Annotated in this window: 21 protein-coding genes; 9 read left to right on the plus strand and 12 right to left on the minus strand. The window is 72.0% G+C overall.

Annotated features, from left to right (window positions below; translation table 11 throughout):
- Positions 1-26: 26 nt before the first annotated feature.
- From ABT053_RS20965 to ABT053_RS20975, 3 genes are all read left to right on the plus strand, one after another.
- Positions 27-1,073 (plus strand): RNA polymerase subunit sigma-70, encoded by a 1,047-nt coding sequence (locus tag ABT053_RS20965; RefSeq protein WP_350970767.1) that lies wholly within the window; start codon positions 27-29, stop codon positions 1,071-1,073.
- Between the two features lie 197 nt (positions 1,074-1,270).
- Entirely contained in the window at positions 1,271-1,570 is a 300-nt protein-coding gene (locus ABT053_RS20970) for a hypothetical protein (RefSeq protein WP_350970768.1), read from the plus strand.
- Positions 1,571-1,737: 167 nt separating this feature from the next.
- Positions 1,738-2,871: a serine hydrolase domain-containing protein gene (locus tag ABT053_RS20975; RefSeq protein WP_350970843.1), complete on the plus strand. Its 1,134-nt coding sequence runs from the start codon at positions 1,738-1,740 to the stop codon at positions 2,869-2,871.
- A 233-nt stretch (positions 2,872-3,104) separates the two neighbouring features.
- Here ABT053_RS20975 and ABT053_RS20980 read toward each other — a convergent pair whose 3' ends face one another.
- The 8 genes from ABT053_RS20980 to lpdA all read right to left on the minus strand — a co-directional run bounded on the left by ABT053_RS20980 (position 3,105) and on the right by lpdA (position 11,548).
- Positions 3,105-3,899, minus strand: coding sequence for a class I SAM-dependent methyltransferase (locus ABT053_RS20980; protein WP_350970769.1), 795 nt, complete (start codon positions 3,897-3,899; stop codon positions 3,105-3,107).
- Positions 3,899-4,579: a DUF4191 domain-containing protein gene (locus tag ABT053_RS20985; protein WP_329092721.1), complete on the minus strand. Its 681-nt coding sequence runs from the start codon at positions 4,577-4,579 to the stop codon at positions 3,899-3,901. Before ABT053_RS20985 ends, ABT053_RS20980 begins: the two co-directional genes overlap by 1 nt.
- 244 nt (positions 4,580-4,823) lie before the next feature.
- A complete protein-coding gene (gene lipA, locus ABT053_RS20990; RefSeq protein ID WP_350970770.1) occupies positions 4,824-5,753 on the minus strand; it encodes a lipoyl synthase in 930 nt (309 codons plus the stop codon).
- 295 nt (positions 5,754-6,048) lie between these two features.
- The gene (gene lipB, locus ABT053_RS20995; protein WP_350970771.1) at positions 6,049-6,726 is read right to left on the minus strand and encodes a lipoyl(octanoyl) transferase LipB; all 678 of its coding nucleotides are present in this window, start codon (positions 6,724-6,726) and stop codon (positions 6,049-6,051) included.
- A 28-nt stretch (positions 6,727-6,754) separates the two neighbouring features.
- Positions 6,755-7,492, minus strand: coding sequence for a Type 1 glutamine amidotransferase-like domain-containing protein (locus ABT053_RS21000; RefSeq protein WP_350970772.1), 738 nt, complete (start codon positions 7,490-7,492; stop codon positions 6,755-6,757).
- A gap of 48 nt (positions 7,493-7,540) precedes the next feature.
- Positions 7,541-8,437: a TIGR01777 family oxidoreductase gene (locus ABT053_RS21005; RefSeq protein ID WP_350970773.1), complete on the minus strand. Its 897-nt coding sequence runs from the start codon at positions 8,435-8,437 to the stop codon at positions 7,541-7,543.
- A 161-nt stretch (positions 8,438-8,598) separates the two neighbouring features.
- Positions 8,599-10,131, minus strand: coding sequence for a 2-oxoglutarate dehydrogenase, E2 component, dihydrolipoamide succinyltransferase (gene sucB, locus ABT053_RS21010; protein WP_350970774.1), 1,533 nt, complete (start codon positions 10,129-10,131; stop codon positions 8,599-8,601).
- Positions 10,132-10,168: 37 nt separating this feature from the next.
- Positions 10,169-11,548, minus strand: a complete 1,380-nt coding sequence (gene lpdA, locus ABT053_RS21015; RefSeq protein ID WP_350970775.1) for a dihydrolipoyl dehydrogenase — start codon at positions 11,546-11,548, stop codon at positions 10,169-10,171.
- A gap of 11 nt (positions 11,549-11,559) precedes the next feature.
- On the opposite strand from lpdA, the gene ABT053_RS21020 reads away from it, so the two are divergent.
- Positions 11,560-11,691, plus strand: a complete 132-nt coding sequence (locus tag ABT053_RS21020) for a hypothetical protein (RefSeq protein WP_350970776.1) — start codon at positions 11,560-11,562, stop codon at positions 11,689-11,691.
- A 57-nt stretch (positions 11,692-11,748) separates the two neighbouring features.
- Here ABT053_RS21020 and ABT053_RS21025 read toward each other — a convergent pair whose 3' ends face one another.
- Positions 11,749-13,248: a leucyl aminopeptidase gene (locus tag ABT053_RS21025; RefSeq protein WP_502991815.1), complete on the minus strand. Its 1,500-nt coding sequence runs from the start codon at positions 13,246-13,248 to the stop codon at positions 11,749-11,751.
- A gap of 138 nt (positions 13,249-13,386) precedes the next feature.
- Between ABT053_RS21025 and ABT053_RS21030 the strand changes: the two genes are divergently transcribed.
- The 3 genes from ABT053_RS21030 to ABT053_RS21040 all read left to right on the plus strand — a co-directional run bounded on the left by ABT053_RS21030 (position 13,387) and on the right by ABT053_RS21040 (position 16,008).
- A complete protein-coding gene (locus ABT053_RS21030) occupies positions 13,387-13,722 on the plus strand; it encodes a GntR family transcriptional regulator (RefSeq protein ID WP_329092738.1) in 336 nt (111 codons plus the stop codon).
- Positions 13,723-13,751: 29 nt separating this feature from the next.
- Positions 13,752-14,756, plus strand: coding sequence for a DUF1648 domain-containing protein (locus tag ABT053_RS21035; protein ID WP_350970844.1), 1,005 nt, complete (start codon positions 13,752-13,754; stop codon positions 14,754-14,756).
- A gap of 331 nt (positions 14,757-15,087) precedes the next feature.
- Positions 15,088-16,008 carry a CPBP family intramembrane glutamic endopeptidase gene (locus ABT053_RS21040; RefSeq protein WP_350970778.1) on the plus strand — a complete coding sequence of 307 codons (921 nt, stop codon included), beginning with the start codon at positions 15,088-15,090 and terminating at the stop codon, positions 16,006-16,008.
- A gap of 204 nt (positions 16,009-16,212) precedes the next feature.
- Here ABT053_RS21040 and ABT053_RS21045 read toward each other — a convergent pair whose 3' ends face one another.
- Together ABT053_RS21045 and ABT053_RS21050 are read right to left on the minus strand one after the other, a co-directional pair.
- The gene (locus ABT053_RS21045; RefSeq protein ID WP_350970779.1) at positions 16,213-17,172 is read right to left on the minus strand and encodes an adenosylcobinamide-GDP ribazoletransferase; all 960 of its coding nucleotides are present in this window, start codon (positions 17,170-17,172) and stop codon (positions 16,213-16,215) included.
- Between the two features lie 134 nt (positions 17,173-17,306).
- The gene (locus tag ABT053_RS21050) at positions 17,307-18,680 is read right to left on the minus strand and encodes a bifunctional adenosylcobinamide kinase/adenosylcobinamide-phosphate guanylyltransferase (RefSeq protein ID WP_350970780.1); all 1,374 of its coding nucleotides are present in this window, start codon (positions 18,678-18,680) and stop codon (positions 17,307-17,309) included.
- 221 nt (positions 18,681-18,901) lie between these two features.
- Here ABT053_RS21050 and ABT053_RS21055 point away from each other — a divergent pair, with 221 nt between their 5' ends.
- Positions 18,902-19,108 (plus strand): hypothetical protein, encoded by a 207-nt coding sequence (locus ABT053_RS21055; protein WP_350970781.1) that lies wholly within the window; start codon positions 18,902-18,904, stop codon positions 19,106-19,108.
- Positions 19,109-19,366: 258 nt separating this feature from the next.
- Here ABT053_RS21055 and ABT053_RS21060 read toward each other — a convergent pair whose 3' ends face one another.
- Positions 19,367-20,368: an aldo/keto reductase family protein gene (locus tag ABT053_RS21060; RefSeq protein WP_350970782.1), complete on the minus strand. Its 1,002-nt coding sequence runs from the start codon at positions 20,366-20,368 to the stop codon at positions 19,367-19,369.
- Positions 20,369-20,423: 55 nt separating this feature from the next.
- On the opposite strand from ABT053_RS21060, the gene ABT053_RS21065 reads away from it, so the two are divergent.
- Positions 20,424-21,857 (plus strand): SMI1/KNR4 family protein, encoded by a 1,434-nt coding sequence (locus tag ABT053_RS21065; protein ID WP_350970783.1) that lies wholly within the window; start codon positions 20,424-20,426, stop codon positions 21,855-21,857.
- Positions 21,858-22,052 lie beyond the last annotated feature (195 nt).

Genomic DNA, 22,052 nt, shown 5'->3' on the forward strand with positions numbered 1-22,052 from the left:
CGGGAGGTATCGGGAGGTATGAGGTCGTGACCAGGGACGAGACAGGCCGGGACGTGGCGGAGGACGGCGAGGTCCTGGCCGCGGCGCTGGCCGGTGACGAGCCGGCGTTCGGCGCGCTCGCGGAGCGGTACCGGCGGGAACTGCGGGTGCACTGCTACCGGATGCTCGGCTCGTTCGAGGAGTCGGAGGACATGGTGCAGGAGACGTTCCTGCGCGCCTGGCGCAAAAGGGGGAGTTTTCAGGGGCGCTCGACGTTCCGGGCCTGGCTGTACCGGATCGCGACCAACGCGTGCCTGGACTTCCTCGACCGCCACCCGCGTCGCCCGCGCCCGCGCGAGGCGCCGGTGCTGGCCACCGCAGGGGTGTCGTCGCCGTCGCCGACCGAGGTCTTCTGGCTGCGCCCCTACCCGGACCGGCTCCTGGAGCCCGCCGCGCCCGCGGGGGCCGAGCCGGACGCCGCCGTGGTCGCCAAGGAGACGATCGAGCTGGCGTTCATGGCCGCCATCCAGCACCTGCCTCCCCGGCAGCGGGTGGTGCTGATCCTGCGCGACGTGCTCGGCTGGTCGGCGCAGGAGGCCGCCGCGCTGCTGGAGGTGAGCGTCGTCTCGGTGAAGAGCACCCTGCAGCGGGCGCGGTCGACGATGCGGGAGAACCTGCCCGCGCGGCGGCTGGAGTGGGCGCCCTCCCAGGATCCGACCGGTGAGGAACGCGCGGTGCTGCAGCGCTACATCGACGCCGTCGAGCAGGCCGATCCCGCCGTCCTGGCCGGGGTGCTGCGCGCGGACGCGTGGCAGTCGATGCCTCCGGCGCCGATCTGGATCCTGGGAGGGCCGGCGATCGTCGACGCGTGGCGCCCGGCCATGGTCGGCCCCGAGGCGTGGGGGGACTGGCGCGTCCTGCCCACCCGCGCCAACCGGCAGCCCGCGGCGGCGGCGTACGTCAGGCGTGCCGGCGAGTCCGAGTACCAGGGCTCGTGGCTCGGTGTCCTGCGGGTCGAGGACGGGCTGGTCACCCAGATCACGACCTTCGGCGCCGAGATCTTCCCGGCCTTCGGCCTTCCCCAGACGTTGTGAGGGGCGCCGGTGAGGACCCGGGAGACGCTGTGAGGGGCGCCGGTGAGGACCCGGGAGACGCTGTGAGGGGCGCCGCTGAGAACCCGGGAGACGCTGTGAGGGGCGTCGCTGAGGATCCGGCGGACCTTGTGAGGGGTGCGGGTGAGGACCCGGCAGGCGCTGTTACAGGTGACGGTGAGGACCTGGCGGAGGCTGTGGTGGGCGCCGGGGAGGGCCCGGTCCCCTCACCTCCCGGGCGGGCAGGGCCGTCGTTCGACGTGCGCAGGATCGTCGTCGAGCCCGGCGGCTCGCGCGTCCACGACGAGGCCGAGTGGCGGGGGGCGATCGTCCTGCTGGAGCGCGGGCGGATCGAGCTGGTCCGCTCCGACGGCGATCACCGGGCCTTCCGGCGCGGCGACGTGCTGTGGCTGGACGGGCTGCCGGTGCGGGCCCTGCGCAATCCGGGGCGGGAGCCCGCCGTCCTGCTCGCGATCTCCCGGCGACCCTCGCGGCACTGATCTCCCGTCCCGGGAATCCGGGCCGATTCCCCGTCCCGGGCCGATTCCCCGTCCCGGGAATCCGGGCTGATTTCCCCTCTCCGGACCGATTCCTTTCCCGGCGCCTCACCGTCATACGGGCACACATCTCATCGCGGATCATTACGAAGGGGAAGATCGTGAACGACATGCAGAAGCGGGTCCAGGAGGCGGCCGACAAGCTCGTGGAGTCCGGTGCCGAGCGGGGCCTGCAGGTCGCCGCGTACCGGCACGGCGAGCTGGTGGTCGACGTCGTCGCGGGCGTCGCCGATCCGGCCACCGGGCGTCCCGTCACGCCGGACATGCCGTTCTGGAGCGCCTCGACCGGCAAGGGCGTCACCTCGACCGTGGCGCACGTGCTCGTGGAGCGGGGCCTGTTCGGCTACGACACGCCGATCGCCGAGCTGTGGCCGGAGTTCGGCGCGCACGGCAAGGAGCGCGCGACCGTGCGGCACGCCCTGACCCACTCGGCGGGCGTGCCGGGCGTACCGGTGGCCACCACCCCGGAGGACCTGTGCGACTGGGAGGGGATGTGCGCGGCGATCGCCGGAGCCACGCCCTGGTGGGAGCCGGGTACCAGGAGCGGCTACCACCCCCAGTCGTTCGGCTACATCGTCGGCGAGATCGTCCGCCGGGCCACCGGCACGCCGATCTCCCACGTCCTGCGGGAGGAGGTCGCCGGGCCGCTGGGGGTGGCGGAAGAGCTGTACTTCGCCGTCCCCGGGTCCGAGCTGGGCAGGCTGGCCCGCCTGGAGGACGCGCCGAACGACTTCGAGATGCCCGAGGGGATGTCCGCGGAGACGATGTTCGCGGACATCCCGTTCTTCAAGGTCGTGGACGGCTACACGGCGGCACCGATGGCCGCGATGCCCGACGCGGCCTTCGGCAACCGCGCCGACGTGCTGACCTCCGACATCCCGGCGGGCGGCACCATGTCCGCCCGCGCCGTGGCCCGCATGTACGCCGCCCTGCTGGGTGAGGTGGACGGCGTCCGGCTCGTCTCGCCGGAACGGCTCCGCGAGATCACCGCGGTGGAGTTCGCCGGCATGGACGAGGTCACCGCCTTCCCGGCCACCAGGTCCCTCGGGTACGCCCTCGGCGCCACCGAGCTCCTCGACAGCCCCACCCTGTTCGGCATGGCGGGCAGCGGCGGGTCGGCCGCGTACGCCGACACGGCCACCGGGATCGCGGTCGCCGTGACCAAGAACCTCGTCTCCGGCGGGGATTTCGGCACCTTCGAGACCCTCGGCGGGCTCGTCCTGAACGCCGGTGGCGACCGCTAGCCGGGTGCCGTTGGCCGGGTGCCGTCCGACGCGAGCGGTCCGCCCCGCCGGTCCACCCGGCGGGGCGGACCGCTCGTCCAACCGCACGCCTGCCCGTGCGCGGGGTGCCTGCTGTGCGTGGGACGTCTTGGCGTGCACGGGTCGTTCGCCGCGCGCCGGTCGTTCACCGTACGCGGAGTGCCCGCCGCGCGGGTCGTTCACCGTACGCGGAGTGCCCGCCGGGCGCCGGTCGTCTACCGCGCGCAGGTGAAGATCGCGGTGCCGGGCAGGTGGTGGCCGCGCAGCGGGCTCCAGCCGCCCCACTCGCGGTCGTGGCCCGGCGGCCACTCGGGCTCGGTCAGCCCCCGCAGCGTCAGCCCCGACGCCGTGATGAGCCCGACCCAGTCGGCCATCGTGCGGTGGTGCTCGACATAGGAAGGCCGCCCGTCCTCGCCGATCTCCACGTACGCGGAACGGTCGAAGTAGGAGCGGTCGGAGGTGAGCCCGGCGGGGCCCGGGTCGTCGGGGAAGGCCCAGCGGACCGGGTGGCTCACCGAGAAGACCAGCAGCCCCCCGGGGCGCAGCACCCGGTGGATCTCGGCCAGGACGGCCCCGGCGTCGGCCACGAACGGCAGCGCGCCGTAGGCCGAGCAGGCCAGGTCGAACGTCCCGTCGCCGAAGGGCAGCACCTCCGCGTCCGCCTGGACCACCGGCAGCGCGGACCCGGCCTCCAGGTCGATCCGGCCGGAGTGCTGGAGCTGCCGGAAGGACAGGTCGAAGGCGGCCACCCTGGCGCCCTGCCCGGCCAGCCAGCGCCCGCACTGCCCGGCGCCGCAGCCGATCTCCAGCACGTCCTTGCCCGCGACGTCGCCCAGCAGGCGGGCGTCGGCCTCGTCGAGGCCCTCGGGGCCCCAGACAAACCCGGCGTCGCGCAGGAACTCCCCGTGCTCCGATTGGTACTCGTCGGCGGCGCCGTCCCACCAGCCGCGGTTGGCCCGGGAGGTGGCCGCGGCGTCCACCCGGTGGCGGCCCACCCCGGCGAGGCTCATCAGCGCATCTTCGGGCGGGGCATCTTCGCGCCGCGCGGCAGCGGGCCCTTGGGCATCGGGAGCGTCTGGGGGAGCGCCTTCAGCCGGTTGTTGATCTCGTACAGGGCGGGCTTCTTGAGGTTGCGGGGCAGCTTCATCAGATGCCGCTGCAGCTTGGCGAGCGGGATCTGGCCGTCGCCGTCGCCGGACTGGACGTCGTAGACGGGGACGTCCAGCGCGACCCGCTGGACGCGCTTCTTCTCGGCGACGAGCATCTTCTGCACGCGGCTGCCCGGCCCCTCGGAGACCAGGATGATGCCGGGGTAGCCGACCACGCGGTGCACGATGTCCTGGTCGCGGGTGACGGCGACGGCGGGGGTGACCTCCCAGTTGCCGCGCATGCCCTGCAGGATCGCGGCGGCGGCGCCGACCTGCCCGTGCAACATGGAGTACTGGGCCCGCTGGGCGAGCTGGCCGAAAACCACCAGCCCGACGGTGAGGGCCAGCATGATCCCGATGAAGAGGAGATACCAGAACCAGCCCGTGACCAGGCCGATCACCACGCACAGCGCGAGCGTGCCCAGCGCCGAGGCGTAGACGATCGGCATCCCCTTGGGGTTTGCCTCCTTGATGATCTTCGCGATCATGCGGAGCTGCTTGATGCGCCCCGGGCGCTCTGAGTCTTCGGGCTTCTTGGCCATGTTCTGAAGGATACAAATCCAGGGCTCAAGAAGTGAAAACGTGACCTGCCGCGCTCCGGTCCCGGCACCGGGGGCGGGAGGGGGATCGTGACCGTACGTGTTCGCCGGGGCCGGGCGGCCCGTCGCGCGGGCCCGGCCACGGGGGCCGGGGGCGGAGAACCGGAAGGACCCCGCCCGGGAGCGGGGTCCTTCCGTTCGCCACGGATTTCCGGGAGGGGCTCAGATGTGCTTTTCCGGGAGGGTCTCAGGCGTGCTGGCGGGCCTCGACGGCCTGCTTGTACAGGCGGCCCGCCCGGTAGGAGGAGCGGACCAGCGGCCCGGAGAGGACCCCGGCGAACCCGATGGCCTCCGCCTCCTTCTGCAGCTCCACGAACTCCTCCGGCTTCACCCAGCGCTCGACGGGGTGGTGGCGCGGGGTGGGTCGCAGGTACTGGGTCACGGTGAGCAGGTCGCACCCGGCCTCGTGCAGGTCGCGCATGGCCTGGACGATCTCCTCGCGCTCCTCGCCCATGCCGAGGATGAGGTTGGACTTGGTCACCAGACCGGCCTGGCGGGCCTTGGTGATCACTCCCAGGGACCGGTCGTAGCGGAACGCGGGCCGGATGCGCTTGAAGATCCGCGGCACGGTCTCGATGTTGTGCGCGAACACCTCGGGCCTGGAGGAGAACACCTCCTCCAGCTGGGCCTGGTCGCCGTTGAAGTCGGGCACCAGCAGCTCGACGCCGCAGCCGGGCAGGAGCGCGTGGATCTGCCGGGCGGTCTCGGCGTACAGCCAGGCGCCGCCGTCGGGCAGGTCGTCGCGGGCGACACCGGTCACGGTCGCGTAGTTGAGCCCCATCTGCCGCACGGAGTCGGCCACGCGGCGCGGCTCGTCGGTGTCGTACTCCTTGGGCTTGCCGGTGTCGATCTGGCAGAAGTCGCACCGCCGCGTGCACTGGTCACCGCCGATGAGGAAGGTGGCCTCGCGGTCCTCCCAGCACTCGGAGATGTTGGGGCACCCGGCCTCCTGGCAGACCGTGTGCAGCCCCTCGCGTTTGACCAGCGCCCGGAGCTCTGTGTGGTTCGGACCCGCCCTGAACTTGGTCTTGATCCAGTCGGGCTTCTTCTCGATGGGGGTCTCGGCGTTGCGGACCTCGAGGCGGAGGAGCTTCCGCCCCTCGGGGGCGACGGTCATGCGAGCTCCTTCGTCGGTCGGGAGACCGAGGTGGTGCACGTCGAGGTGCGGTAGATGTCGTCACGCTCGCTCACCTCACCAGCTTATGTCCCGCCGCGGGTTGCGGCGGACCCGGGTCACGGCGGGGGTCACCGTGGGTGAGGAGACGCGGGAGAAGCAGGAGATACAGGGGACGCAGGAAACGCGGAGAACACGGAGAACACGGAGAACGCCGTCGCGACCGCTCCGGGCCCGGCTCCGAGCACGGCTCTGGGCCCGGCCCCCGCTCCGGGCACGACGCGCGCCGGAGCCGACGTCAGCGCCGGAACAGGTCCTCCTCGGGCAGCTCGAAGGCCTGCGCGCCGAGCGCCTCCGCCAGGTGCTTCTCGGCGTACGGCAGCACCTCGTCGACCACGATCCGGCGGCCGGTCTCGGCCGACAGCGAGGAGACCCCGGCGTCGCTGATGCCGCAGGGGACGATCCGGTTGTACCAGCTCGGGTCGTTGGAGCAGTTGAGCGCGAACCCGTGCATCGTGACGCCGCCGGAGACCCGGATGCCGATCGCCCCGACCTTCCTGTCCGGCAGGCCGTGCGAGGGGTCTCCGGCCACCCAGACGCCGCCGCGCCCCTCCACCCGGCCCGCCTGGACCCCGAAGTCGGCGCAGACGTGCACCAGGGTCTCCTCCAGGAGCCTCACGTAGGCGTTCACGTCCAGGGAGCCGCCGAGCCTCACGATCGGGTAGCCGACCAGCTGGCCGGGGCCGTGCCAGGTGATCCGCCCGCCCCGGTCGACCTCGACGACGGGGGTGCCGTCGGAGGGCCTCTCGTGCGGCGCGGTGCGTTTGCCCGCCGTGTAGACCGGCGCGTGTTCGAGCATCAGGCAGGTGTCGGGAATCTCCTCGGCCACCCGGCGCGCGTGGATGCGCCGCTGAAGATCCCATGCCTGCTCGTAGGGGAAGTCAACGCCAAGACGGACGATTGCCAGGTCACTCACGCCTCAAGAGTAGTTGACCCGTTCGTGGTTAAGACGTGAGAAGCCGAGGCTCGATGCGGAACTCCTTCGCTCCGCCCGCCCCGTCGTGCTCGACCTTGTAGGCGTAGGCGTCCGGATGCACGCTGACGGCCTGGATGAACTCGGTGCCCACGTAGTGCAGGGCGACGCCCTCGTCGGCGGCGTAGCCCTCCGGCAGCTCGCCCGAGGCCACCGCCTCGTGCAGCAGCCGGCGGCGCTGCGGCTCGGAGTTGTAGTGGACGCCGCAGGAGTAGGGGAGCATGCCCAGGCCGTCGGACCACACCCGCAGCGTCGGCCCGAAGGAGTCGGTGTTGCCGCCCACGTGCCAGCAGAGCGCCCCGGCGCTCTGGCCCGCCAGCACCACGCCCGCCCGCCACGCCTCCTCGAAGATCTCGTCGAGGCCGTGCAGCCGCCACAGGGCCGCCAGGTTGGCCACGCTGCCGCCGCTGACGTAGATGACGTCCTGGCTGAGCACCCACTCGCGCGGGTTCTCGACGTTGGTCATCGGGAACACGGTCAGGTGGCCGACCTCGACGTCCCACGCGCCGAAGGCGCCGTACATCTTCAGCAGCCACTCCGCGTCGTCGCCGGTGGCGGTGGCGAGCAGGCCCAGGCGGGGCCGGTCCTGGCCGGTGAGGTCGAGGGCGTATCTGAGCAGCGGGCTCGCCTCCATGGTCCCCTGGCGGCTGGAGGCGCGGAACGAGCCGCCCCCGATCGCGAGGATGTGCGACTGCCCGGGGCTGCCCATGTCTGTCTCCCAGTGGTTTCATCGGCCGGAACGCTGAAAACAGGGATCTTAGAGTACGGCGGCCAGTGCCTCGCCGAGGCGCGTATGCCGGAACGCGTGACCACTGTCGAGCAGGCGCCGCGGCAGCACCCGCTGGCCGGTCAGCACCCCCTCCTCGGCGAACTCCCCGATGGCCGTACGCAGCAGGAAGCCCGGCACGGCGAGCGGCATCGTGGGCCGGTGCAGGGCCGCCCCGAGCGCCTTGGTGAACTCGGCGTTGGTGACCGGCTCGGGCGCCGTCACGTTCACCGGCCCCGATATCTCAGGATTTTTCAGGATGTGCTGGACGGCGAGCACCCAGTCGTCGATGGAGATCCACGACCAGTACTGCCGCCCCGACCCCAGCGGGGCGCCCAGCCCCACCCTGAAGATCGGCAGGAGCTGCGACATCATGCCGCCCCCGCCGCTCAGCACCAGGCCGGTACGGAGCCTCACCACCCGGATGCCCGCCTCCTCCGCGGGCGCCGTCTCCGCCTCCCACGGCACCACGACCTCCTGGGCGAGGAACCCCTCGCCCGCGGGCGCCGTCTCGTCCACCGCCACGTTCCCGGTGTCGCCGTAGAAGCCGATCGCCGAGCCGGACAGCAGCACCGCGGGCTTCGCCGTCAGACCGGCGAGCGCGCCCGCCAGGGTCCTGGTCCCCTCGACCCGGCTGCGGACCACCTCGCGCTTGTAGTCCTCGCTCCAGCGCCGGTCGCCGATGCCCGCGCCCGCGAGGTGGACCACCGCCTGCGCGCCCTCCAGCGCCTCCCGCTCGACGACCCCCTTCGCCGGGTTCCAGAAGGCCTCGTCGCCGCCCTCCGGCAGCCGCCGGACCAAACGGACCACCCGGGCGCCGTCGTCCCGCAGAGCCTTGACCAGAGCCGATCCCAGCAGGCCCGAGGACCCGGTCACGATGATCGTCATGTCGTCCAATGTAATCGACCTCCCCCCGGATCTTCGGAAACCGGACGCCGGCCGGATTCGCGTCACCGCCGCGGGTTCACGAGGGCCGCCGCGGCACCGGTGAGAACGAGCCGGGCCGGCCCGCGACGTCGCGGACCGGCCCGGTGGGGGAGAACGGGTGACTAGCCGTGCAGGCCCAGCTGGTTCTCGAAACGGCCGTCCTCGAGACGACGCTTGATCGTCGTCAGGAAGCGGGCGGCGTCGGCGCCGTCCACCAGGCGGTGGTCGTAGCTGAGCGCCAGGTACATCATCGAGCGGACCGCGATGACCTCGCCGTCGGGGGTGTCAAGGACCACGGGACGCTTGACGACGGCACCGGTGCCCAGCATGCCGACCTGCGGCTGGTTGAGGATCGGCGTGTCGAACAGCGCGCCGCGGCTGCCGGTGTTGGTCAGCGTGAACGTGCCGCCGGTGATCTCGTCCGGGCTCACCTTGTTGGTGCGGGTGCGCTCGGCGAGGTCGGCGATCTTACGGGACAGCCCGGCGATGTTGAGGTCGCCCGCGTCCTTGATCACCGGGACGAGCAGGCCGCGCTCGGTGTCCGTCGCGAAACCGAGGTGCTCGGTGTCGAAGTACGTGACCTCGTTGGTCTCGCTGTTGATCGTGGCGTTCAGCTTCGGGTGCTGCTTGAGCGCCTCGATCGTGGCGAGGGCGAAGAACGGCGTGAACGTGAGCTTGACGCCCTCGCGCCGCTGGAACTCGGCCTTCGCCTGGTCGCGCAGCCGCGCGATCTTGGTGACGTCGACCTCGACCACGCTGGTGAGCTGGGCCGAGACCTGCAGCGACTCGACCATGCGCTTGGCGATGGTCTGGCGCAGCCGCGACATCTTCTCGGTGCGCCCGCGCAGCGTGGTGTCCACCACGACCGGCTCGGGAGCCTGCGGGGCGGACGCCTGGGCCGGGGCCTGGGCGGCGGCCTGCGGGGCCTGCGCCTGCGGCTGGGCCTGGGCCGCGCCGGCACGCTCGCGCTGGTCGCGGGCGGCCTCCAGCACGTCCTGCTTGCGGATGCGGCCGCCGACACCGGTGCCGGTCAGCGCGTCGAGGTCCACGCCGTGCTCACCGGCGAGCTTGCGCACCAGCGGGGTGACGTACGGGCTGTCGCCCGACGACGGCTGCGCGGCGGGCTCGGACGCCGCGATCGGCGACGGCGGCGCGGCCTGGGAGGGCTGGACGGTCTGCGGGGCCTGCGCCTGCGGCTGGGCCTGGGGGGCCTGCTGCTGCGGGGCGGGAGCCTGCTGCGCCTGCGCGGGGGCCTGCTGCTGAGGGGCGGGGGCCTGCTGCTGCGGGGCCTGCGCCTGCTGCGGGGCGGGCTGCGGGATCGAGGAGGCCGGCTGCGCCTGCTGCTGCGGGGCGGGCTCGGGCTCCGGCTCCGGCTCGGGGGCCTTCTCCTGCGCCGGGGCGGCGGCGCCCTCGGTGCCGTTCTCGTCGATGACGGCGAGCTCGGCGCCGACCTCGACGGTCTCGTCCTCGGCCACCACGATCTTCGTGAGGATGCCCGCCGCGGGGGAGGGGATCTCGGTGTCGACCTTGTCGGTGGAGACTTCGAGAAGCGGCTCGTCGGCCTCGACGCGCTCGCCCTCCTTCTTCAGCCAACGGGTGACGGTGCCCTCCGTGACGCTCTCACCGAGCTGGGGCATCTGTACGGACTTCGGCATGGGTTGTCTTCTCTCGCGTTCCGAGTGAGGGCTTGCGTTAGTTGTGGACGTGGAGCGGCTTGCCGGCCAGCGCCAGCATCGCCTCGCCGACGGCCTCGGACTGGGTGGGGTGCGCGTGGATGAGCTGCGCGACCTCGGAGGGCAGGGCCTCCCAGTTGTAGATCAGCTGACCCTCGGTCACCAGCTCGCCGATGCGGCGGCCGACCATGTGCACACCGAGCACCGGGCCGTCCTTCGCCGCGATGATCTTGACGGCGCCCTGCGTCTGCAGGATCTGGCTCTTGGGGTTGCCCGCGAGGTCGTAGGTGAGCTCGACGACCTCGTGGCCGCGCTCCCTGGCCTGGGCGGAGGTGATGCCCACCGAGGCGACCTCGGGGTCGGAGTAGGTGATCCTGGGCACGCCGTCGTAGTCGATCGGCACCGGGTTCAGGCCGGCGATGTGCTCGGCCACCAGGATGCCCTCGGCGAAGCCCGCGTGCGCGAGCTGCAGGGTCGGGATGAGGTCGCCGACCGCGTACACGCCCGGCACGCTGGTCTGGCAGAACTCGTTCACCGTGACGGTGCCGCGCTCGATCGCGATGCCCGCCTCCTCGAAGCCCATGCCCGCGGAGACCGCGCCGCGGCCGACCGCGACGAGCAGCAGCTCGGCGTCGAGGGTCTTGCCGTTGGCCAGGCTGACGACCACGCCGGTGTCGGTGGTCTTGACGCCCTCGAAGAAGACGCCCAGCTCCTGCTTGATGCCGCGGCGGCGGAAAGAGCGCTCCAGGAGCTTGGAGCTGGACTCCTCCTCCAGGGGCAGCAGGTGCGGCAGGCCCTCGACGATCGTCACCTCGGCGCCGAAGGAGCGCCAGACGCTGGCGAACTCCACGCCGATGACGCCGCCGCCCAGGACGACCACCGAGGTGGGCACCCGGTCGAGCCTGAGCGCGTGCTCGCTGGTGATGATCCGCTCGCCGTCGATCTCCAGGCCCGGGAGGGACCTGGGCGCGGAGCCGGTCGCCAGCACGATGTTGCGGCCCTCGTAGACCTCGGAGCCGACCGCCACCCGGTTCGGGCCCGCGAGATGGCCCTCACCCTCGATGATCGTGATGCCCTTGCTCTTGAGAAGGCCCTGCACGCCCTTCCAGGCGCGAGTGACGATCTTGTCCTTGAACGCGTGGACCGCGGGCACGTCGATGCCCTCGAAGCGGGCCTTGACGCCGTAGGTCGCGCTCTCCCGCGTCTCGTCGGCGACCTCCGCGGAGTGCAGAAGCGCCTTGGTGGGAATGCATCCCCGGTGCAGGCACGTACCGCCGATCTTGTCCTTCTCGATCAGCGCGACCGTCTTGCCCAGCTCGGCCGCCCGCAGAGCGCAGGCATACCCACCGCTACCGCCACCCAGGACGACGATGTCGTAGGGGCCGCTGCCATCAGCCACAGGAAAGCTCCTTGTCGGATCGGAATACCGTCTTCACGGTCGCGCCCCTCGTCGTGCCCTGGACGGCCGCGCGGATCCTCGATCGCATCCACGCCGCCGCCGGACCCGGCTCGGCGCCGTGCCGGTGCCCGCCCTCGGCCTGACCCCGGCAACCGCATCTTTTCATTTGTCTAGGTTGCTTGTGACCCGCTTGCGCGGCGTTACCGCGCGGGCTCGCCCGCGTGGCGCTCGGCCAGGCCGACGAGTGTCCGGGTGATCGCCCCGGTGCCGCCCTTCGGCGTGTAACCGTGGGGCTCACCCTTGTTGAAGGCGGGACCGGCCATGTCAATGTGTGCCCAACGGACCCCGTCCGGTACGAATTCCCGCAGGAAGATGGCGGCCGTCAGCATCCCGCCGAAACGCTCGGGGTGCAGGTTGGCGATGTCGGCCACCGGGGAGTCGAGACCCTTGCGGAGCTCGTCGGGCAGGGGCATCGGCCACGCGGCCTCGCCCTGCTCGCCCGCCGTCGCGACGATCTCCGCGCGGAGGTCGTCGTCGTTGCCCATGACGCCCGCCGTCCGCCAGCCCAGCGCGACGATCTGCGCGCCGGTGAGCGTGGCGACGTCGACGATCACGTCGGGGTCGTCCTGCCCGGCGCGGGCGATGCCGTCGATCAGGACCAGGCGGCCCTCGGCGTCGGTGTCGAGCACCTCGACGGTCTTGCCCGCGAAGCTGGTGAACACGTCGGAGGGGCGCTGCGCGGTGCCGCTCGGCATGTTCTCGGCCAGGCAGAGGTAGCCGACCGCGTTGACCTTCAGGCCCAGCCTGGCGATCGCCAGGAGCGCGCCGAAGACCGCCCCGGCGCCGCCCATGTCCGACTTCATCCAGTCCATCGAGGCCGTCGGCTTGAGCGACAGGCCTCCGGAGTCGAAGGTGATGCCCTTGCCGACGTACGCGAGCCTCTTGGTGGCCTCGGGGTGGCTGTAGGAGAGGCGGACCAGCCGGGGCGGGTTGGCCGACCCCTGGCCGACGGCGACGATGCCGCCGTAGCCGCCCTCCTTGAGCTCCTTCTCGTCCAGGACCTCCACCGACAGGCCGGCCTCGGTGCCCACCCGCTCGGCGATCTCGGCGAAGCGGGCCGGCCACAGGTCCGACGGCGGGGTGTTGACCAGGTCGCGGACGAGCGAGACCGACTCGGCCAGCGTGGTGGCGCGCTCGATCGCCGCCTGGGCGCCCTCGGCGTCGGTCAGCACGGTCAGCTCGGACACCGGGGAGCTCTGCTCTCCCACGGTGCGGTACCTGGTGAACGAGTAGGCGCCGAGAAGGCCGCCCAGCGCGGCGGCGCCGGCGTGCTCGGCGCTCGCGGAAGGCAGGGCGATCGCCACCCGGCCGGTGCCGGCCAGGGCGCGGACCGCGGTGCCCGCGGCGCGGCGCAGGACCTCGGCGTCGTAGCCGTCGGCGGGAGTGTCACCGAGGCCGACGACGACCAGCAGGGGCGCGGTCAGCGCGCCGAAGGTGGGGATCTTGGAGATCTCGCCCGGCTTACCCTTGGCGCCCACGCTCTCGAGCGTGGCGGCGAGCCTGCCGCCGAGCGCCTGGTCGAGGCCCTCGGCCCCGGGAGCGGGAAGCAGACCGTCCGGTCCGGTGTGGACGCCGACGACCAGCGCGTCGGTATCGAACGAGACAGCGTTGTCAGTTGGGGTAAGCCGCACAGTGGTCACGTAGGCCGATGCTAGTCGGGCTGGCGCAGTACGCATAAACGAGGGTTCGTCCTACGAATCGTGCTGCCCGATGGTGCTATTCGGGGTGGCACCATCCGGCGACTTGGTGCTAATGTCGCTAGCACTATGTTGCTTACCTTGGATCTGAACGATCCCCGGCCGCTGCACGAGCAGGTCGCCGAGGCGATCAGACGCGCCGTCGCCGAGGGTTCGTACGCTCCGGGAGACCGGCTCCCGCCGGCCCGCGACCTGGCCGCCGCGCTCGGCATCAACGCCAACACGGTGCTGCGCGCCCTGCGGGACCTGCGCGACGAGGGGGTGCTGGAGTTCCGCAGGGGCCGCGGCGTGAGCGTGCTCAGCCGTCCCAACCCGCGCAGCGTCATCGAGGAGAAACTGCGAGCCCTGCTCGACGAGGCGGTCCAGTACGGCTACCGCCACGACGACGTCATCGAGCTCATCAGGGAACTGTCGTGACCGGGCCGGGAGCCCGGTCCTTGGAAGGGGTGACCGACGTGGGGCTGCGAGCCCGATTCCTGTCCATCGCCGCCGGTTGGAGCGCGCTGGTGACCGCCGCGCTGATCGCCGCGCCGCTGGCGCTGCGAGACCGGCTGCCCGATCCGATCGCCACGCACTGGGGCGCGTCCGGCGCCCCAGACAACTCGATGCCGTTCGTCGCGTCGCTGCTGTTCCAGGCGGGCCTGTGGGCACTGCTCGCGGGCGTGGCCTGGGGGGTCGCGTTCGCCGGCACCGCGACGCTCAGGCGCAGGGCGAGCCGTATGGGGCTCGGCGCCCTGCTGGGCGGCGCCGGCCTGTTCTTCCTGGGGCTGCAGGCGGTCACGCTGACGGCCAACCTCGACGCCTCCGACTGGAGTCAGGCCGCCGACCTGGGGTGGGGCGCGCTGCTCGCGGTCGCGGGGCTGGTGCTGGGCGGCTGGCTCGGCGCCCTCGCCGCCCGCCCGGGGCCCGACGAGCGCCCCGAGCCGTCCGCCGTCCCCACCCGGCGGATCCCGCTCCGTCCCGGCCAGCGCGCGGTGTGGGTGTCCTCGGTGAGCAGTGGCCCGCTCGTCGCGCTCGGCGGCTCACTCCTGGCCGCGGGCCTGGGGCTCGCCGTGCTCGCCCTGATCGGCGGCGAGGGCGCGCTGTGGATCCCGGCGGTGATCCTGTCCCTCGTGGGCCTGCTGGGGGCGGTCTTCAGCTCGGTGCGGGTCCAGATCACCGAGGAGGGCGTCGTGCTCTTCTTCGGGCCGTTCCGCCTGCCCCGCAGGCACATCCCGATCGAGCGGGTGGAGCGGGCGTGGACGGAGGAGCGGTCCCCGACCGGCGTCGGGGGCTGGGGCGTCAGGGGGCTGCCGGGGGCGATGACGATCATGATCCGCGGCGGGGAGTGCCTCGTGGTGGGCTACGTCTCCGGTGGCCGCCTCGCCGTCTCGATCGACGACGCGGAGAGGGGCGCCGCCCTGCTGAACACCCTCGTGGACCGGGCGTCCACCGGCCCGTCCGCCCGCTGACCCCACCTCGCCGGCCTCCGTCCCCTGCCTCCCCTTCCTGCCCTTGCCCTTGTCCACGCTCCTGCCTCTGATTCGTCTGCAGCCCCTGTCCTCTCGGCCCTGTTCTCTCAGCGTTCTCTCGGCCTCCGTCCGCCGGGGTTCGATTGCCGGTTTTCGTTCCCTGATCCCTGTCCGTCGGCTTCCGCCCGCCGGCCCCGTTATGGCTTGCCCGTCCATCCCCGTTCTTCCTTCGGGCGTCCCCTTCCCTCGCTCTCAGCGGTGTTCCGGTTCTTCCTTGACCGTCTCCGCTGCCTTCCATTCCTTCCGCGTCCAAGCACCCGAAGGCGGTGTCATGCTTCGCCGATCCCCTGACCTGTGGTTGTTCCTGCTCGTCGCGTTCGGCCTGTCCTGGTTGTTCGCCCTTCCCCTCTGGCTGTCGGACGAGCCGACCGGCACGCTCATGTTCACGGTGATCGGGGTGGCGATGATGTTCACCCCGACGCTCGGGGTCCTCGCCGTCCGGCTGTACGACAGGCGGTTCGGGGATCCCGCCACCGGGCGCGAGTGGGCCGCGCGGACGGGCCTGTCGTCGGGCGGGAGCCGGGGCCGCGTGTTCGCGCTGGTCGCGCTGGCCTGGTTCGGCATCCCCGCGCTCGTCGTCGCCGCGATCGCGCTCAGTGCCGCTTTCGGCCTGCTCTCCGTCGACCTGCGGGAGTTCAGCCTGTTCCGCGCGAGTCTGGCGGCCGCGCCGGGCGGGCCGCCCCCGGTGGAGGCCGGAATCCTGGTGGTGACGCAGGCCATGTCGATGGTCCTGGTCGTCCCGCTGGTCAACTCGGTCGCGGCCTTCGGCGAGGAGTGGGGGTGGCGAGGCTGGCTGCTGCCGCGCCTGATGCCGCTCGGCACCTGGCGGGCGCTCCTGGCGTCCGGGGTGATCTGGGGGCTCTGGCACTTCCCGCTCACCCTGCGTGGATACAACTACCCCGAGCTCGGGGCGTGGGCGGCGCCGATGTTCGTCGTCTTCTGCGTAGCCTTCGGAGCCCTGCTCGGCTGGCTCCGCCTGTACTCGGGAAGCGTCTGGCCCGCGGTCGTCGGGCACGGATCACTGAACTCCTCGGCGGGCCTGGTGCTGCTCGTCGGTGACGCGGCCGACCCGCCGGTGTTCTTCGTCGCGGGGATCACGGGCCTGGTCGGCTCGGTGCTGCTGGCCGTGGTCTCCGCGCTGCTCTTCAAATACCGGCCGGTCGAGCGGCCGGTCCTGGTCGGGGCCGCGTGAGATCCCGAGTGGGGGCGGGTGAGGGGCGGCGCATGGGGGCCGAGCGATGTCCCGGGTGAGGCCGTGTGGGGGCGGAGTGAGGTCCCGGGTGGGAAGGCTCCTCGGGTCTCCCGAATCTCCTGAACCCGAATCTCCTGAATCTTCCGGGTCTCCCGAGCCTCTTGAGGCCGGGATCGGGGTCGGGATCGGGCTGAGGGGGAGGGGTCAGTTCACGAGGATCGTGCAGGCCAGCAGGGTCGTCGCGGTGGTGATCTCGACGAGGGCGCCGAGGACGTCGCCGGTGACGCCGCCGAGCCGTCGCACGGCCCTGCGCCGCACGGCCCAGGCCGCCAGCAACCCCACGAGCATGGCCAGGGGGAGACCGAAGGGGGCGAGGAAAGGCCCCAGGCCCGACATGAGACCCACACCGGGGGTGCCCGCCCCGAGGAAGTCTCCGGCTTCGGAACGGGTCGTGTCCACGTAGGCCATGTAGCCCCACCCGCCGGAGGACTCGGAGGACCACAGGTCGAAGACGCCGATGCCGTGGAGATAGGCCAGGGCCGCCGTTCCCGCGAGCACCGGCACGGTCACGGCCACCGCGACGCTCCGCCGTACGGTGCCCGCGACCATCGCGCCGAGCCCGTCGGGGCGTGCCGGGGGGATGCCAGCGCGGCAGGCCCAGGTGAGGGCGAGCCGTCCGGCCGCGCAGGCCGCGACCAGGGTGATCGCGCCCGCTCCCGCACCGGCATGGGTGACGGCCTCCTGCAGGGCCGCCACCTGGACCAGCAGGACGAGGACCAGTGTCACCACGCCGAAGGGGCCGATGTCCGACCGCTTCATGATCTCCAGCGCCCGCTCGGCGGGTTTCCCGCTGCCCAGCCCGTCGGCGAGGTCGGCCAGCCCGTCCAGGTGCAGCCCCCGGGTGAGCAGCGCCACGATCGCCACGGCCAGCACCGACGCCGGAAGCGGGGTCGTCCCCAGCCACAGCGAGATCGCCAGCACCAGCCCGCCGACGGCTCCGATCACCGCTCCCACCAGCGGGGCCACCGCCATCGCGATCCCTCCCGCGCGGCGGTCGACCACTCCGGGACGGACCGGGAACACGCTCAGCGTGCCGATCGCGAGACGCACCCCGTCGGCGAACGTGGACGGGCCGCCCTCGGCCGGGGGGGAGGGTTCGGACATGACCGATGATCGTAGCCGTCGGTCTCCCGGTGTTGTGACCGCGTACGCCATCGGATTCGGTGGCGTGCCATCTTGGGGACGATCTCGGCAGGGGCCTGTGCTGGGAGCCCGGTGAGGGCGTGCCGGTCACAGCATCAGAAAGGTTCGAGGAGGCGGCCGGCGACGACGAGGGTGACGTCCTCCGACTCCAGGGCGAGACGCTGGTTCAGCCGTCCGAGGGTGTCCCGGAACATCCGGCCACTGGCGGTGCCGGGCACCACGCCGAGGCCGACCTCGTCGGAGACCGCCACGACCCGGGTCCGGGTCTGCCGCCAGGCCGCCACCAGGTCGTCACACCGGGTCGCGACCGCGTCCCTGCCGTCCCTGCCGTCCCTGCTGTTTTCGCCGTCCTCGCGGGTGGAGCCGTCACCGCCCGGCCAGGCGTCGCACTCGTCGAAGACGGCGGCCACCCAGGTGCCGAGCCCGTCGATCAGCAGCGGGGTGTCGGCGGACCGCAGCAACGCGGCCAGGCCGGTGGTCTCGACGGTCTTCCAGTGGGCGGGCCTGCGGTCGCGGTGCGCCCGGACCCGGCGCAGCCACTCCGGGTCACCGTCGCCGGACGGGCCTGTCGCGACGTAGAGGACCTCGGGCTCCGCCGCCAGTCGCAGTTCGGCCTCCGCCGACTTGCCCGACCGGCTCCCTCCGAGCAGCAGGGTTCTCCTGGGCGGGGGGACCGGAGCGGGCGGGGGCTCGCCGAGGTCGACGATCGTGCCGTCCGGTACGACGCGCACCCCCCACAGCGCGGCACGCCGGACCAGTTCCGCCTCCGTGGGCACCCGGTGGTCGACGCCGACGGCCACCACGTGTGTCCGTTCGCCGACCAGACCTCGTCGGCGAAGGTCCCCCAGCCGTTCCGGCCGATCCAGCACGTCCAGCAGCACCAGGTCGAACGCCTTTCCCGCCCCACCGTCGGTGTCCTCCTCCCGTACGCCTCGCTCGTCACGCGAAGACCTGTCACGAGAGGATTCGTCACGCGGGGACTCGCCGCGTGGAGGCTCTTCGTACGGGGGAGGGGTGGCGTGCAGCACGCGCAGGCCGCCGGGGGTGGTGATGGTGAGGCCGTCCGGACCGGACGAGGCGTGGTAGCCGGGAGGAAGCGGACCGGACAACGGTAGCCGCGCCGGGCCGCCGGGCTCCACCGGACCGCCGAGGGCCTTCGAGCCGTCGAGTGCTCCCGAGCCACCGGCCGCCGTCGGACCGTTGGGCGTCACTGACTCGCTGAACGCCGTCGAGCCGTCGAGGGGTGACGAGCCGTCGAGTGCCACTGAGTCGCCGGAGTCGCCGGGGCCGCCGGGGCCGCCGGGCGGCGCTGAGGCGTCAGGTGTCAGGGAGCCGCCGGGTGTCACCTGGACGTCGAACATCACGGAGATGGGGCGGCGGCCCGGCGTGGCACGGGCGCAGGAGGCGCACCCGCAGTCCGGGGACGGCCATCCGCCCGCGCTCGCCGTACCGGAGATCAAGATCTTCACGCTCGCTCTCCTGCCTGGTCGAGAAGCCGGCCGGGAGGCCGGGCGCCTCCCTCTCCGGGCAGAGGCCGACGACCCCCGCGGCGTGCCGAGGGTGCCGGGAACGTCCCGGCGGCGGAGCACGAGGTCATGATCTCGCCTTCATGCCCGGGAGTGCCCGGGGGAGGTAGTGTTCGCTGAGCCGCCGAGGGGCACCGGCAGGATCCGCGAGAAGGGGCTATGGCATGACGTGGCGCTGGCGTTACGAAAACGCGAATGGTGGCGAGGTGGTCGAGGGTGTTTCGCCGTCCGACACGTTCCCGAGCCAGGCGGACGCCGAGTCGTGGCTCGGTGAAAGCTGGCGTGAGCTGCTGGATTCCGGAGTCGAGAAGGTCACCCTGCTCGAGGGCGAGCGTGTCGAGTACGAGGGCATGTCACTGCGCCCGGAGTGAAACTGGGTGAACGGTGAACCCGGGTGAACGGTGGACCCGGGTGAACAATGGACCCGGACGAACGGAGAACCCCTCGGACCCTCGCCGAAGACGAGGAACCGAGGGGTTCTTTCCCGTTCCGCGCACGAACGCGTGAGGCGTACGAACGCACGAACCGCTCGAACGCACGAACGCGAGAAGCCAGGTCAACGCCACCGGCGTTTACCACGACCGTTCACGGTGACCGTTCACCCAACCGGCACCTGACCGGCCACCGTCCTACGGACGTCGCTCGGGGCTCACGGTCTTGGCGGGGTCGCGCTCGACGATCGGGCCGAGGATGTCGTCGATCTTCCGCAGCACCTCGGACTCCAGCTTCACCCCGGAGGCCTTGACGTTGTCGCGGACCTGCTCGGGCCTGCTGGCCCCGACGATGGCGGAGGCCACGTTGGGGTTCTGCAGCACCCAGGCCACCGCGAGCTGGGCCATGGACAGGCCGAGGTCGGCGGCGACCGGCTCCAGCTGCTGGACGCGGGTGAGAACGTCGTCGATGAGCATCCGGGAGATGACGTTCTTCCCCCCGGTCTCGTCGGTGGCCCGGGAACCGGCGGGAGGCGGCTGCCCCGGCCGGTACTTGCCGCTGAGCACGCCCTGGGCGATGGGGGAGAAGACGACCTGGCCGACGCCCTCCTTCTCGCTCAGCGGCACGACCTCGGCCTCGATGACCCGCCACAGCATGGAGTACTGGGGCTGGTTGGAGACCAGGCGGTCGAAGCCCATCTCGTCGGCGATCTTCAGTGCCCGGCCGATCTGCTCGGCGGTCCACTCGCTGACGCCGACGTAGAGGACCTTGCCCTGGCGTACGAGATCGTCGAAGGTCTTGAGGGTCTCCTCAAGGGGCGTCTCGTTGTCGAAGCGGTGCGCCTGGTACAGGTCGACGTAGTCGGTCTGCAGGCGGCGCAGCGAGCCGTGCAGCGCCTCGGTGATGTGCTTGCGCGACAGCCCTCGGTCGTTGGGGCCCGATCCGGTCGGCCAGTAGACCTTGGTGAAGATCTCCAGGGACTCGCGGCGTACCCCCGCGAGAGCGCGGCCGAGGACCTCCTCCGCCTTGGTACCCGCGTACACGTCGGCGGTGTCGAAGGTGGTGATCCCCTCGTCGAGCGCCGCTTGCACGCATTGCCTGGCGGCGTCCTCCTCTACCTGGGAACCGTGTGTGATCCAGTTGCCGTAGCTGATCTCGCTGACCATGAGACCGCTGCGGCCAAGGTGGCGGAATTCCATGGTCCGAGGTTAGTAGGCGCCATATTTCATGGCGATTCGGGATAGCCTGCCGGGCGTGTTGCGGTTGATCACTTCTCGACGGGTACGGCTCGCGCTCGCCGCGGCGGCGCTGGTGGCGGGCGTCGTGGCGGTCGCCCGCCTGTGGCGCCGTGCGGATGAGCGCCGTGCGCATGAACGCCGTGCGGATGCGCACCGTGTGTATGAGCGCCGGGCGGGGAGGCGCCGGGCCGCCTTCCCGATCGAGACGATCGAGACGGTCGAGACGGTCGAGACGGTCGAGAGATCCGGGGTCGCCTCCCCGGCCGGCGGACCGGACTCCGGAGCCGGGCGCGCGCCGCGATGGCCCCCCGCGCCCGTCCTCGGCACCCCCACGGACGAGGATCTCAGGCGGTACGCCGCCGGACCCCCCTCCTCCGCCAGGACCGCCGTGGAGCGGATGTTCGAGCGGGAGCCGCGGACGCCGGCGGAGCCGCTGGACGAGGCCACCCGGGGCCGCCTGGTCCGCTGGGGCGCCATCGGGATCGGCCTGTGCCTGCTCGTCTTCGGCACGCAGGTCCTGGAGAGCGCGGTCTTCTCGAACGGAGGGGAGACCGTCGAGGCGACCGATTCCCGGAACGCGGACGAGCAGTGTGAAACAGACCCGGATGTCCAGTTGACGCCGGGATCGCACTACGTCTCCGACAGGGAAAGGCGGGTCTGGGGCTTCACATGTGTGGGCACGGATGAGTTCCGGCACGCCGAGCAGTTCTCCTCCGGCACGGAGCGATATCTCCATCCGGTGGGCCCCGTCCAGCCGCGGGAGATCCCGGTCCCTGAGGTGACCGCCAGGGCTCCCGTGGCTCCCGTGACGATTTCCGACACCGACTGCCGTCCGCGGGCGCGGACCCCGCGGGTACGGGCGATCGACCCGAGGGTGACCCGGGCGGTGAACCACCAGTGGCGCCGCGTCGAGAGGTGGCTGGAGGCCAACGCCCCCGCGACCCTCCGCACCCTGGGCAAGCCCGCCAGAGCCCGTACGATCGCCGTCGCCGAGGCGCAGATGGGCCTGCGCTTCCCCGCCGACCTGCGCGCCTCCCTGCTACGCCACGACGGGGCCTTCGTCGTGGACGACATCTGGCCGTTCGGGTTCCTCGGCAACCGGAACCACGGGGTCCGCGAGATCCGCGACACCTGGCGGCGGCTGTGCGGGATGGACGGAGAGGTCGAGGGTACGGACGACGACGCGCGGACGGAGTGGTGGGACGGGCGGATGATCCCGTTCGGCTCGGACGGGAGCGGCGACCACCTGGTGATCGACTCCGTGGTACGCGACGTCGGCGGCACCGATCACGAGGGCATGATGAGTTTCCTGCCCGGCGGCGTTTCGGTCGGTTCGTACTACCGCCTGCTGCGGGCGACGGCGGACGTCCTGGAGACCGGCGGCTCCATCGGTCACTGGAAACCGGTGGTCACCGGCGGTGAGCTGAACTGGAAGATCATCGGGGAGTGACCGTCGGCCGGGACGCCGCGAACTCAGGCCGTTCGGAAGTCAGGCCGTTCGGAAGTGAGGCCGGTTCGTAAGGGCCTCACCCGTGAGGGGCTCACAGATGAGGGGCTCACCGGTGAGAGGCGAAGCCGGTGGAAAACGGAGAACCCCGTCCGAGGCACGAAGAACCCCGCCCCCTCGTGGAGGGGACGGGGTCCG

It is taken from the genome of Streptosporangium sp. NPDC002524 (genome assembly GCF_040295985.1).
In the GTDB taxonomy this organism is placed as follows: domain Bacteria; phylum Actinomycetota; class Actinomycetes; order Streptosporangiales; family Streptosporangiaceae; genus Streptosporangium.

Coding starts and splice junctions, on each gene's coding strand:
- ABT053_RS20975 (WP_350970843.1), top strand. CDS start 1,738: ATGCAGAAGCGGGTCCAGGAGGCGGCCGACAAGCTCGTGGAGTCCGGT.
- ABT053_RS20980 (WP_350970769.1), bottom strand. CDS start 3,899: ATGAGCCTCGCCGGGGTGGGCCGCCACCGGGTGGACGCCGCGGCCACC.
- ABT053_RS20985 (WP_329092721.1), bottom strand. CDS start 4,579: ATGGCCAAGAAGCCCGAAGACTCAGAGCGCCCGGGGCGCATCAAGCAG.
- lipA (WP_350970770.1), bottom strand. CDS start 5,753: ATGACCGTCGCCCCCGAGGGGCGGAAGCTCCTCCGCCTCGAGGTCCGC.
- ABT053_RS21000 (WP_350970772.1), bottom strand. CDS start 7,492: ATGGGCAGCCCCGGGCAGTCGCACATCCTCGCGATCGGGGGCGGCTCG.
- ABT053_RS21005 (WP_350970773.1), bottom strand. CDS start 8,437: ATGACGATCATCGTGACCGGGTCCTCGGGCCTGCTGGGATCGGCTCTG.
- sucB (WP_350970774.1), bottom strand. CDS start 10,131: ATGCCGAAGTCCGTACAGATGCCCCAGCTCGGTGAGAGCGTCACGGAG.
- ABT053_RS21040 (WP_350970778.1), top strand. CDS start 15,088: ATGCTTCGCCGATCCCCTGACCTGTGGTTGTTCCTGCTCGTCGCGTTC.
- ABT053_RS21045 (WP_350970779.1), bottom strand. CDS start 17,172: ATGTCCGAACCCTCCCCCCCGGCCGAGGGCGGCCCGTCCACGTTCGCC.
- ABT053_RS21055 (WP_350970781.1), top strand. CDS start 18,902: ATGACGTGGCGCTGGCGTTACGAAAACGCGAATGGTGGCGAGGTGGTC.
- ABT053_RS21060 (WP_350970782.1), bottom strand. CDS start 20,368: ATGGAATTCCGCCACCTTGGCCGCAGCGGTCTCATGGTCAGCGAGATC.